The organism is Mycobacterium simiae (assembly GCF_008370645.1).
Lineage (GTDB): Bacteria > Actinomycetota > Actinomycetes > Mycobacteriales > Mycobacteriaceae > Mycobacterium > Mycobacterium simiae_A.
In genome coordinates this window covers 17,324-29,046 of the sequence record NZ_VTZN01000051.1, presented here as the reverse complement: position 1 = coordinate 29,046, position 11,723 = coordinate 17,324, and the positions used below count along the sequence as shown (strand labels likewise).

Here is an 11,723-nt window from a genome sequence, read left to right as displayed (position 1 = left end):
CGCCGGTGGGGTGGGCGGGGTGTTCGGCAACGGCGGCTTCGGCGGACACGGAGGTGCTGGCGACCTGACCGGTGGTGGCGGAGCTGGCGGAGTCGGGGGTGCCGCGAGCTTCTTCGGTAGCGGTGGGGTTGGCGGTGTCGGCGGTGATGGCGCGGCCGGGGGTAATGGCGGTGCCGGCCCGATCTTGATCGGCAGTGGGGGTGGGTTGTTCGGGCCCGGCGGGGTCGGCGGAACCGGCGGATCTTCGTCGGCGGCAAACGGCGGCGCTGGCGGCGCCGGCGGCGCTGGCGGGTTGTTTAGCGCCGGTGGGGGCGGCGGCGAGGGTGGATTTGCCACCGTACTGTTCGGTGTCGGCGGGGCCGGCGGGAACGGTGGCACCAGCGGGCCATTGGCTGGGTTGTTCAGCGCCGGCGGCGGCGTGGGCGGGGGCGGTGGACTCGGCCTCGGTGGCCCAGGCGGGGCGGGCTGCTGATCGGGAACGGCGGCGCCGGCGGCAGAGGTGGCATCGGCGGCACGGGCGGCGCCGGCGGCGCCGGCGGCACGGGCGGAGCTGGCGGTGCCGGCGGCGAAGCTACTCCCGGCACCATGGCTGTCGACACCTTCGGCGGTGACGGCGGTGCGGGCGGAGCCGGCGGTGCCGGCGGTGATGGCGGTGACGGCGGCGCCCGGGGCCTCGGCGGTGCGGGCGGAGCCGGCGGATGGCTTATGGGAGAAGCGGGCAACGCCGGTGCCGATGGGTATGGCGGTGCCGGCGGCGCCAAAGGTGCCGGTGGAGCGGGCGGCGGCGGCGGTGCGGCTGGCCAGGGGGATACCCGCTCTGGCGAAGCCGGCTTACCCGGCGTCGCTGGCCCCGACGGCAACCCCGGCCAGCCCGGTTGACCGACATCTGGGTTGGCCGCGCTCTAAGCTGGCTGCGTGACTGGCTGGGTGCCCGACGTCCTGTCCGGCTATTGGCAGTACCCGATCCCGCTGGGGGCCGATCCCGACGGTGAAGGCGAGATCACCGCAATGCTGACGCGGCGCGGCGATGCCTTCCCCGCAGCACATGCCGTCTTGGCAGTGCACGGCTACACCGACTATTTCTTCCACACCGAAGTGGCCGACCACTTCGCCAGCCGCAGGTTCGCGTTCTACGCGCTGGATCTGCGTAAGTGCGGCCGGTCGTGGCGGGCCGGCCAGACTCCGCACTTCACCACCGACTTGGCTCACTATGATGCCGAATTGGAACACGCCCTGGGAATCATCACCGCGTCGGGCCCGACGAAGGTGCTGGTGTACGGCCATTCCGCCGGCGGGCTCATCGTGTCACTGTGGCTGGACCGGTTGCGCCGGCGCAGCCCGGCAACCCACGCAGCTGTCGGCGGCTTGATACTCAACAGCCCGTTCCTGGACCTGCACGGCCCGGCGATTCTGCGTTCGAGCCTGAGCTCGGCGGCGATCGCCACGCTATCCCGGGTGCGCACCAAAGGAGTGATCCGGGCACAGGGCGACGGCGGCTACGGCTCCAGCCTGCACCGCGACTATCACGGTGAATTCGAGTACAACCTGCAATGGAAACCGTTGGGCGGCTTCCCGATAACATTCGGCTGGCTGCACGCTATGCGCCGCGGCCAGACGCGGCTGCATCGCGGGCTCGATGTGGGTGTGCCCAACTTGATCCTGCGTTCGGATCACACCGTACCCGAAACTGCCGGCGCCGCGGCGTTGCAGCGCGGTGACGCGGTCCTCGACGTCACCCAGATCGCCCGCTGGGCCGGTTGCATCGGCAACCGCAGCAGCGTTATCCCGGTGCCGGACGCTAAGCATGATGTGTTTTTGTCACTGCCGGAGCCGCGCCGGATAGCGTACGGCTACCTAGACCGCTGGCTCGACGACTACTTGCACAGTGTGAACAACACCGACGCCTCGGCATCGTCCGGGAAAGGGTAACGGCTACGCATGGAAACCTACGACATCGCGATCATCGGGACCGGTTCGGGCAACAGCATTCTCGATGATCGCTACGCCGCCAAGCGAGTGGCGATCTGCGAGCAGGGCACATTTGGCGGTACCTGTCTCAACGTTGGGTGTCTACCGACCAAGATGTTCGTCTACGCCGCCGATGTGGCCAAAACGATCCGGGGAGCAGGCCGATACGGTGTGGATGCACACGTCGACGGGGTGCGTTGGCCCGACATCGTCTCCCGCGTGTTCGGGCGCATCGACCCGATCGCGATGGGCGGCGAGGAGTTTCGACGCTCAGCCCGCAATATCGACGTGTACGGCAGTCACGCCCGGTTCGGGCCGGTGCAAGCCGACGGGCGCTATCTGTTGCGTACTGACGGAGGTGAAGAGTTCACCGCCGACCAGGTGGTGATCGCGGCAGGCTCGCGACCGGTGATACCGCCGGCCATCCTGGCCTCCGGCGTCAGGTATTACACCAGCGACACCATCATGCGGATCCCCGAATTACCCGAGCATCTGGTGATCGCCGGAAGTGGTTTTGTGGCAGCCGAATTCGCCCACGTCTTCTCCGCTTTCGGCGTACGAGTCACCTTGGTGGTCCGGGGCGGCTGCCTGCTCCGGCATTGCGACGAAACAATTTGCGAACGCTTTACCCGCATCGCGTCGACCAAGTGGGAACTACGCACCCACCGCAATATCGTGGCCGGGGAAAACCGGGGGCCGGGACTGGTGCTACAACTCGACGACGGGTCCACCCTCGACGCCGACCTGCTACTGGTGGCGACCGGCCGGATCGCCAACGCCGGCCTGCTCGACGCCGAGCAGGCCGGCGTCGAGGTCCAGGACGGCCGAGTGGTCGTCGACGAGTATCAACGCACCTCCGCCCGCAACGTTTTTGCCCTCGGCGATGTCTCGTCGCCGTACCAGCTCAAGCACGTCGCCAACCACGAAGCCCGCGTGGTGCAACGCAATCTGCTGTGCGAGTGGGATGACACCGCCTCGATGGCTATGACGGACCACCGCTACGTGCCGGCGGCGGTGTTCACCGATCCCCAGTTGGCCGCCGTCGGACTGACTGAAAACGAAGCTTTCGCAAGAGGATTCGACGTTTGCGTTGCGATACAGGACTACAGCGATGTCGGCTACGGGTGGGCGATGGAGGATACCACCGGGTTCGTCAAGCTCATTGCTGACCGGGGCAGCGGGCTCTTGCTGGGCGCGCACATCATGGGCCACCAAGCGTCGTCGATCATCCAGCCGTTGATCCAAGCAATGAGCTTTGGGCTGAGCGCGGCCGAGATGGCCCGCGGCCAGTACTGGATCCATCCGGCGCTGCCGGAGGTCGTCGAAAACGCACTACTGAATCTGCGCTGACGTCAGTGGGCACGCTGGGCAGCACGCCGCTGGGGCGGGCGCGGATCCGTTGGGTCGGCCAGGCCCTGAACACTGTCCTGGCACGCCGGGCACAGACCGTGCAGCGTCAGTCCGGCCCGCTCTGATAACGCAAACGAGCTACCCGCCATCGCATGCTCAAGGGCCGAGCTCAGCTGTCGCGCAGGGACTTCGATGATCGCCCCACACTGGATACATACCGCATGGTGGTGCGGGGCGGTGGCCAGCCCGTAGGTGGTTACACCCCCATCAAGGGGCAACGCGTGCAGCACCTCCTGGTCGACCAAGGTGCTGACCGTACGGTAGACCGTCGCCAGGTCGGGCCGCCGGGCACCGGCAGCCAGGCAGGCGGTCAGCCGCTGATGGATCTCGGCCACCGACAAGTGCCCGCTGACCGGTTCGAGGACTGCCAGCACCTGAATCCGCGACGCCATCCGGCGCAGACCACGGTCCCGCAAAAGTTCACCGATCCGTTCGGTGACGGCCGGATCCAAGCCCGACGGCTTTCTCGCCACCTGTTCAGTGTCGCGCCAGACAACCCGGATTACCAACGACGAGATCGACCGGCCCATTCTTGCAACCGACTTGCATCCAGCTGAGGGCCGAACCTACAGTCGGACCTGCCCGATCCTGGAAGGACCGACATGGCCCGCAGCGCCCCGGACTTGCGCTCGCCATGGTCGTCCAGGTGGCAGACCAGCTTGACCCCGTCGGAATGGTGGCGCCTAGGCGCCATGTTCGCCTTTATCGCCATGTTGCATCTGGTTGGCTGGTTAACCCTGGTTTTCGTGGTGGAGCCAGCCCGACTGATCGTAGGCGGCACGGCATTTGGCATCGGCATCGGGCTGACCGCCTATACCCTGGGCATGCGGCACGCCTTCGACGCCGACCACATCGCGGCCATCGACAACACCACCCGCAAGCTGATGAATGATCGACGACGCCCGCTGGCGGTGGGATTCTTCTTCTCCCTGGGTCACTCCACTGTGGTCTTCGGACTGGCGATACTGCTGGCGACCGGAGCCAAAGTCATCATCGGCCCGGTGCGGAACGATGCGTCGGCGTTGCACCATTACGCGGGACTGATCGGCACCGGTGTCTCCGGATCTTTCCTGTATCTCATCGCCATCCTCAACCTGGCCGTCCTGGTCGGCATCCTGCGGGTTTGGTTTAGGCTGCGCCGCGGCGAGTTCAACGAAGCTGAGCTGGAGCAGCAGCTCGACAACCGGGGACTGATCAACCGACTTCTCGACCGGTTCACCCGAGCGATTACTAAGTCCTGGCACATGTATCCGGTGGGATTGCTGTTCGGGCTGGGGTTTGACACCGCCACCGAAATTGCACTACTGGTTCTCGCCGGCACCAGCGCCGCGGCCGGGCTGCCCTGGTACGCCATCCTGTGCCTGCCCGTGTTGTTCACCGCGGGCATGTGCCTGCTGGATACCATCGACGGCTCGTTCATGAACTTCGCGTACGGCTGGGCATTCTCCAACCCGGTTCGCAAGATCTACTACAACATCACCATCACCGCGCTGTCGGTGGCCGTAGCTTTGCTGATCGGTAGCGTCGAGCTGCTCGCTCTGTTCGCCGGTCAGCTGGGGTTACGGGGCCCGTTCTGGGACTGGATCGCTGGCCTGGACTTAAACGTGGTCGGGTTTGTTGTCGTCGGCATGTTCGTGGTCACCTGGGCCGCCGCCCTGCTCATCTGGCGCTTCGGCCAGATCGAACAGAAGTGGGCCGGTACCGCCAGAAGCGCAACCTGATTTCCCCATTTCGCCCTTGGTACGACTGTGCCGGTGTGGGTGTCGACCAGCGCGATCGCTTGATGCTTGTCCCCCAATCGGGGGAATGGACATCCACCGAGGCTATAGCCGATCGGAGGAACAATCGGTAATGATTTTCATATTCGATAACGGTCAACTGCAACGTTCAATCTCAATCATGAAGGATCCCGTCGTGACAGTCGTGACATTGGGCGTCGTTCCAGAAGGCCTGGCCGCTGCGAGTGCAGCCATCGAAGCGCTGACCGCACGGTTGGCAGCAGCGCAGGCGCGTGCAGTACCGCTGATCAGCGTGGTGGCCCCGGCGGCCGCTGATCCGGTGTCGGTACAGAGCGCAGTCGAGGTCAGTGTTCGTGGCGGTGACCACGCCGCCGTGGCGGCCCAAGGTGTCGACGACCTCGGCCAGTCGGGCTTCGGGGTTACCGAGTCCGCAACCAGCTACTCCACCGGCGATGCACTGGCGGCTGCCTCCTACCTCAGCGCCGGACGATGACTGCGCCGGTCTGGCTAGCCTCACCGCCGGAGGTGCATTCAGCCTTGCTGAGTAGCGGCCCGGGACCAGCCCCGCTACTGATGGCCGCGAGTGGATGGTCATTGCTAAGCGCCGAATATACGGCGGTAGCAGAAGAACTGGCGGTGTTGTTGGCTGCGGTGCAGGCCGGGGTGTGGCGGGGGCCCAGCGCCGATGCGTTCGTGACCGCCTATGTTCCGTATCTGGGCTGGTTGCTCCAGGCAAGCGCCGACAGCGCGACAGCGGCCGCCCAGCACGAGACCTTGGCCGCGGCTTACACGGCGGCACTGGCGGCCATGCCAGCGCTGCCCGAACTCGCCGCCAATCACGCCATCCACGGGGTCCTGGTGGCGACGAATTTCTTTGGGATCAACACCATTCCGATTGCGCTCAACGAGGCCGACTATGTGCGGATGTGGGTGCAGGCCGCGACCACCATGGCGACCTATCAAGCCGTATCCGAAACGGCGGTGACATCGATCCCACAGACACCGCCCGCGCCACCGATCTTGAAGTCGAACGCGCCCACCCAGACCTCCGGAAGCGCCGGCGACTCAGGGCACGCCACCCCGATCGATGACCTAATCGCCAAGATACTGAAGTTCATCAGCGGGGGGCGGATAATCTGGGACCCCGCGAACGGCACCCTTAACGGGTTGCCCTACGACGCGTACACGAACCCCGGGCAAGCGATCTGGTGGTTGGCCCGTGGCCTCGAATTCTTTCAAGACGGCGAGGAATTTTGGCGGCTCCTGTTCACCAATCCGGTGGCAGCGATCGAGTTCTTGTTCAACATCCTGGTGTTCGACCTGCCGACCCACATCATGCAGATCGTCACCTGGCTGGCCCAGTCCCCGCAGCTGCTGGCGGTTGCGCTCGGCCAAACCATCGCTACCCTGGGGGCGGCAACGGGCTTCGCTGGACTGGCCGGCCTGGCTGCCACCCAAGTTGCTGCGATCCCGGCAGCCGGGCCGGAACTAGTACCGGACCTACCGCTAATGTTGCCGGTTGCCGGGTCTGCTCTGACGGTTCCGGCGGTCACCGCCTCGGCCACGCCCGGCTCGGCGCCGGCCCCCGCGCCGGCTACCGGCAGCGCGGCGCCCGCCACCGCGCCGCTACCAGCGACCGGCATCGAAGGGTTTCCCCCCTTCGTCGTCGGCGGTCCCCGGATCGGGTCCGGTTCGGGACTTTCGGCCCGGGCCCGGACGGAAGAGCCAGCTTCTGCTGCCGCCGCAGCCGCCGCGGCGGCTGCGGCGGCTGCTCGGCAGGAGGCTCGAGCTCGTCGGCGCGGCCGGACGGCGACCGAGGCACGGGGGCATCGCGACGAGTTCGCCGAGATGGAGCCAGACCTCGGCCAAGCCGTTTCAGGCACGTCGGAGTGGGGTGCGGGGCCACTGGGATTCGCGGGAACGACACGCACCGAGAAGGTCATAGAAGTGGTGGGTTTCGCCACGCTTGGTGGCCCCGGCCTCGGCGACGGAGCACGGATGCCGATGACCCCCAGGAACTGGAACGCCGAGCTGGGCACACGTACCGGCAACCCGCACTCCGATCGACAGGACCGTGGCGGTACAGATCTGGACAACCACCCGGCGCCGGGGCCCCACACCGGTGATATGTCCTGACTCACCGGCACGTTGCCCTACGTGCTGTCGCGCAAGCTGTTTAGCGTCTGTGGCGAGACGAGTCAGCGACGGGATAGCTCGAGGGGCCGGCGCGGGTGTAGAACATGCTCATGGGCTCACCAGTGCTGCAGCCCACCGGTCGATGCTGTGGGCACGAGATGGTGCGCGATCATGCATGAGCTCGCGCTCTGCGAGGCCATCGCCAGCGTGGTCAAGACGCATGCCGACGGACGCCATGTCGATGTAGTCCGCGTTCGGGTTGGCGCGCTTCGGCAGGTAGTTCCAGCATCCCTGTCCTTCTGCTGGACACTGGTGCGCGACTCGGAGGATATGCCCGACGCCGAGCTGGAGCTGGAATGCGTGAGCGCCGAGGTGCGTTGCCGCGGCTGCGGTTGTCAGTCGGAAATTGCATCTGCCTGGTCTATTTGGTGCCCGGAATGCGATAGTCCCGACGTCGAGGTGGTTCGCGGCAACGAGTTCTTGGTGACCTCCCTCGATGTCTCCTGAAAGGTGTTGAGAATGAGCAGGTTTCATCGGCACGACGACGGTACGGGGCACGACCACGACGATCACACTGGCTACCAGACTCGCGCGCAACGCATCGATGTGCTCGAGGAGATCTTCGCCGAGAACGATGCCCGCGCCGAAATCAACCGGGCGGCATTCGAAAGCAACGGCATCCGCGCGCTTAACCTCATGAGTTCACCCGGATCGGGGAAAACCACGGTCCTGCAAGCCACGCTCGATGAGCTCTCGGGCGAGTTCGCAATCGGAGTGATTGAGGGCGATATCGCCACCGACCTGGATGCCGCAAAGCTCCGCGGTCGCGGCGCACAAATATCACTGCTGAACACCAGCAACGGGTTTGGCGGGGAATGCCACCTGGACGCGCCCATGGTCAACCGCGCCCTGCCGGGCCTGGACCTGTGCAGTTTGGACCTGGTAATCATCGAGAACGTCGGCAACCTGGTCTGCCCGGCGGAGTTCGACGTCGGCGAGCACGCCAAGGCCATGGTCTACTCCGTGACCGAGGGTGAGGACAAACCACTGAAGTACCCGGTGATGTTTCGTGCGGTGGATGTGGTGCTGCTCAACAAAATCGACTTGGTACCGCACTTGGATGCCGATGTCCACGCGTACATTGCCCATGTCCGCGAAGTCAATGCGACGGCAACGATTCTTCCGGTCAGTGCGCGCACCGGAACCGGCATGGCCGCCTGGTTCGACTGGCTGCGCCGCTTCGCGCAAGGACCGCCGACGACATAATCGCCTTTAACCATCACGCAATCAGTTGCAACTCATTCGCAGCATGGACGCACGATGCACTAATGCCTGATAGGCCGCCGCCGCGCGAAATCCGTTCTCGGCGCCCAAAAAAGGTAGCCGAAAGACAGCACGGCCCAGCTAGCCGACACCACTGTCTGGGCTCTTCGCAGTGTTGTAACTACCAACCGTTGACAAAGGCACGACACCGGGAGTAGACCCAAAACAGCGCTGCGCAAGTGGGCCGACGGTCGACTCCTGCGGCGTTAGGGGTCCCAGCCCGGCCCCGGAAAGCTGCATCATGCCGACAGAAGCAGCAGTCAAAGCAGAAGAAACGTTGATCCACGTGCTGTGGATCAACGCGGGCCTGAGCTGCGACGGCGATTCGGTGGCGTTGACTGCCGCCACCCAGCCCAGCGTCGAGGAGATCGCATTGGGCGCGCTTCCCGGCCTCCCGAAGGTCGCCGTCCACTGGCCGTTGATTGATTTCGAATGCGGACCCGCCGGAGGGGCCGACGATTTCCTCGCGTGGTTCTTCAGAGCCGATCGCGGCGAGCTGGACCCGTTCGTTCTCGTCGTCGAAGGGTCCATCCCCAACGAGAAGATCAAGGACGAGGGCTACTGGTGCGGATTCGGCAACGACCCGGCCACCGGCCAGCCGATGACTACCAGCGAATGGCTGGACCGGCTGGCACCCAAGGCCACCGCGGTCGTCGCCGTCGGCACCTGCGCCACCTATGGCGGCATCCACGCCATGGCCGGCAATCCAACCGGGGCGATGGGCGTTCCCGATTACCTCGGGTGGGACTGGAGGAGCAAAGCCGGCATCCCGATCGTGTGCGTACCCGGCTGCCCGATTCACCCGGACAACCTGGCAGAGACGCTGACCTACCTGCTGTACCTGGCGACCGGCCAAGCGCCAATGATCCCGCTCGACGACGCGCTACGACCCACGTGGTTGTTCGGCCACACCGTCCATGAGGGCTGCGACCGGGCCGGCTACTACGAGCAAGGTGACTTCGCCACCGAATACGGCTCGCCGAAATGCATTGTCAAACTGGGTTGTTGGGGCCCGGTGGTGAAATGCAACGTGCCCAAACGCGGCTGGATCAACGGCGTCGGAGGTTGCCCCAACGTCGGCGGCATCTGCATCGGATGCACGATGCCCGGCTTCCCGGACAAGTTCATGCCGTTCATGGACGAGCCGCCGGGGGGCAAATTCTCCAGCACCGCGTCGGGTCTGTACGGGTCCGTGATTCGCAACCTGCGGGGTATCACGGCGCGCACCGTCGACAAGGAACCGCGCTGGCGCCACAAGGGCACCCAACTCACCACCGGAGCCCGCCGCACCTGGTGAGCACCTGGTCGCGGCGCTGCAATCTTGACAATCAGACGGAGAGACTTCGATGACCACAATCGTCCCCGAGCCGACCACCGCCAAGCGCGAACCCGGCCAACTCGTCGAAATGGCCTGGGACCCGATCACCCGCATCGTGGGCAGCCTCGGCATCTACACCAAGATCGACTTCGAGAACCGGGAAGTCGTCGAGTGCCACAGCACCTCGTCGATATTCCGTGGCTACTCGATCTTCATGAAGGGCAAAGACCCCCGCGACGCCCACTTCATCACCAGCCGCATCTGCGGCATTTGCGGCGATAACCACTGCACGTGTTCGTGCTACGCGCAGAACATGGCCTACGGAGTCAAGCCGCCACACCTTGGTGAGTGGATCGTCAATCTCGGCGAGGCCGCGGAATACATGTTCGACCACAACATCTTCCAGGAGAACCTGGTCGGCGTTGACTTCTGCGAGAAGATGGTCGCCGAGACCAATCCGAGTGTGCTGGCGCGGGCCGAGAAAACCGCGGCGCCGCATGCCGACGCGCATGGATATAAGACGATCGCCGACATCATGCGCTCGCTCAACCCGTTCAGCGGCGATTTCTATCGGGAGGCGTTGCAGGTCAGTCGGTGGACCCGAGAGATGTTCTGCCTGATGGAGGGTCGCCACGTGCACCCGTCCACGCTGTACCCGGGCGGGGTCGGCACGGTGGCAACCATCCAGCTAATGACCGATTACCTGACCCGGCTGATGCGCTACGTCGAATTTATGAAGAAGGTTGTCCCGATGCATGACGACCTGTTCGACTTCTTCTACGACGCGCTGCCTGGCTACGAGAAGGTCGGCCTGCGCCGCACGCTGCTCGGGTGCTGGGGCTCCTTCCAAGACCCCGAGGTGTGCAACTTCGCCTATAAGGACATGGAGCGTTGGGGCAACGCCATGTTCGTGACGCCGGGTGTGGTGGTCGACGGCAAACTGGTCACCCACTCGCTGGTGGACATCAACCTGGGCATCCGAATCCTGTTGGGCAGTTCGTATTACGACGACTGGACCGATCAGGAGATGTTTGTCAGGACCGATCCGCTGGGCAACGCGGTGGACCGGCGCCACCCGTGGAACCAGCACACCAACCCGCATCCGCAAAAGCGCGATCTGGACGGCGGCAAGTACAGCTGGGTGATGTCGCCGCGCTGGTACGACGGCACAGACCACCTGGCGCTGGACACCGGCGGCGGCCCGCTGGCCCGGCTCTGGTCGACCGCGCTGGCCGGCTTGGTCGACATCGGCTACGTCAAGGCCACCGGTAACAGCGTCCAGATCAACCTGCCCAAGACCGCGCTCAAGGGTCCGGTGGAGTTCGAGTGGACGGTGCCCAAGCACGGCAGCAACACCATCGAACGCGACCGGGCCCGGACCTACTTCCAGGCTTACGCGGCGGCGTGCGCATTGCACTTCGCCGAGAAGGCGCTGGCGGAGATTCGCGCCGGACGTACCAAGACGTGGGAGCAGTTCGAGGTGCCCGACGAGGCCATCGGCTGCGGCTTCACCGAGGCGGTGCGCGGCGTGCTCAGCCACCATCTGGTGATCCGGGACGGCAAGATCGCCAACTACCACCCCTATCCGCCCACTCCGTGGAACGCCAACCCGCGCGACAGCTACGGCACACCGGGCCCCTACGAGGATGCCGTGCAGGGCCAACCGATTTTCGAGGAGAACGACCGGGAGAACTTCAAGGGCATCGATGTGATGCGCACGGTGCGCAGCTTCGATCCGTGCCTGCCCTGCGGCGTGCACATGTACCTGGGTAAGGGCAAGACGCTGGAGCGACTGCACACACCCACCCAGTCACCCGTCGGGGACTGAC

10 protein-coding genes and 1 pseudogene are annotated in these 11,723 nt (G+C 65.2%); 10 read left to right on the top strand and 1 reads right to left on the bottom strand.

What is annotated here, in order from left to right; translation table 11 throughout:
• From F0Q45_RS30165 to mtr, 3 genes and pseudogenes are all read left to right on the top strand, one after another.
• A pseudogene (locus tag F0Q45_RS30165) lies at nucleotides 1–879 on the top strand (PE family protein); the annotation flags it as partial.
• A 36-nt stretch (nucleotides 880–915) separates the two neighbouring features.
• Entirely contained in the window at nucleotides 916–1,929 is a 1,014-nt protein-coding gene (locus F0Q45_RS10705; protein WP_262490944.1) for an alpha/beta hydrolase, read from the top strand.
• Nucleotides 1,930–1,938: 9 nt separating this feature from the next.
• Nucleotides 1,939–3,318: a mycothione reductase gene (gene mtr, locus F0Q45_RS10700; RefSeq protein WP_149653933.1), complete on the top strand. Its 1,380-nt coding sequence runs from the start codon at nucleotides 1,939–1,941 to the stop codon at nucleotides 3,316–3,318.
• 2 nt (nucleotides 3,319–3,320) lie between these two features.
• On the opposite strand, the gene F0Q45_RS10695 is transcribed toward mtr, so the two are convergent.
• Nucleotides 3,321–3,851, bottom strand: a complete 531-nt coding sequence (locus tag F0Q45_RS10695) for a Fur family transcriptional regulator (RefSeq protein ID WP_262490943.1) — start codon at nucleotides 3,849–3,851, stop codon at nucleotides 3,321–3,323.
• A 129-nt stretch (nucleotides 3,852–3,980) separates the two neighbouring features.
• On the opposite strand from F0Q45_RS10695, the gene F0Q45_RS10690 reads away from it, so the two are divergent.
• The 7 genes from F0Q45_RS10690 to F0Q45_RS10660 all read left to right on the top strand — a co-directional run bounded on the left by F0Q45_RS10690 (nucleotide 3,981) and on the right by F0Q45_RS10660 (nucleotide 11,722).
• A complete protein-coding gene (locus F0Q45_RS10690) occupies nucleotides 3,981–5,099 on the top strand; it encodes a HoxN/HupN/NixA family nickel/cobalt transporter (protein ID WP_149653931.1) in 1,119 nt (372 codons plus the stop codon).
• Nucleotides 5,100–5,301: 202 nt separating this feature from the next.
• Nucleotides 5,302–5,610, top strand: a complete 309-nt coding sequence (locus F0Q45_RS10685; RefSeq protein WP_149653934.1) for a PE family protein — start codon at nucleotides 5,302–5,304, stop codon at nucleotides 5,608–5,610.
• Complete coding sequence (locus F0Q45_RS10680; protein ID WP_149653930.1) at nucleotides 5,607–7,253, top strand: PPE family protein; 1,647 nt, start codon at nucleotides 5,607–5,609, stop codon at nucleotides 7,251–7,253. Before F0Q45_RS10685 ends, F0Q45_RS10680 begins: the two co-directional genes overlap by 4 nt.
• Before the next feature lie 171 nt (nucleotides 7,254–7,424).
• Nucleotides 7,425–7,760, top strand: coding sequence for a hydrogenase maturation nickel metallochaperone HypA (locus tag F0Q45_RS10675; RefSeq protein WP_149653929.1), 336 nt, complete (start codon nucleotides 7,425–7,427; stop codon nucleotides 7,758–7,760).
• Between the two features lie 12 nt (nucleotides 7,761–7,772).
• On the top strand, nucleotides 7,773–8,519 hold the full coding sequence (hypB, locus tag F0Q45_RS10670) for a hydrogenase nickel incorporation protein HypB (RefSeq protein ID WP_149653928.1): 747 nt from the start codon (nucleotides 7,773–7,775) through the stop codon (nucleotides 8,517–8,519).
• Nucleotides 8,520–8,817: 298 nt separating this feature from the next.
• Complete coding sequence (locus tag F0Q45_RS10665; protein ID WP_149653927.1) at nucleotides 8,818–9,873, top strand: hydrogenase expression protein HypE; 1,056 nt, start codon at nucleotides 8,818–8,820, stop codon at nucleotides 9,871–9,873.
• A gap of 49 nt (nucleotides 9,874–9,922) precedes the next feature.
• The gene (locus F0Q45_RS10660; RefSeq protein ID WP_149653926.1) at nucleotides 9,923–11,722 is read left to right on the top strand and encodes a nickel-dependent hydrogenase large subunit; all 1,800 of its coding nucleotides are present in this window, start codon (nucleotides 9,923–9,925) and stop codon (nucleotides 11,720–11,722) included.
• Nucleotide 11,723: the final 1 nt, after the last annotated feature.

What these genes read in the sequence shown, in the direction of transcription:
- F0Q45_RS10690 (WP_149653931.1), top strand. Translation starts at nt 3,981, where the DNA reads ATGGCCCGCAGCGCCCCGGACTTGCGCTCGCCATGGTCGTCCAGGTGG.
- F0Q45_RS10665 (WP_149653927.1), top strand. Translation starts at nt 8,818, where the DNA reads ATGCCGACAGAAGCAGCAGTCAAAGCAGAAGAAACGTTGATCCACGTG.
- F0Q45_RS10660 (WP_149653926.1), top strand. Translation starts at nt 9,923, where the DNA reads ATGACCACAATCGTCCCCGAGCCGACCACCGCCAAGCGCGAACCCGGC.
- F0Q45_RS10680 (WP_149653930.1), top strand. Translation starts at nt 5,607, where the DNA reads ATGACTGCGCCGGTCTGGCTAGCCTCACCGCCGGAGGTGCATTCAGCC.
- F0Q45_RS10675 (WP_149653929.1), top strand. Translation starts at nt 7,425, where the DNA reads ATGCATGAGCTCGCGCTCTGCGAGGCCATCGCCAGCGTGGTCAAGACG.
- hypB (WP_149653928.1), top strand. Translation starts at nt 7,773, where the DNA reads ATGAGCAGGTTTCATCGGCACGACGACGGTACGGGGCACGACCACGAC.
- mtr (WP_149653933.1), top strand. Translation starts at nt 1,939, where the DNA reads ATGGAAACCTACGACATCGCGATCATCGGGACCGGTTCGGGCAACAGC.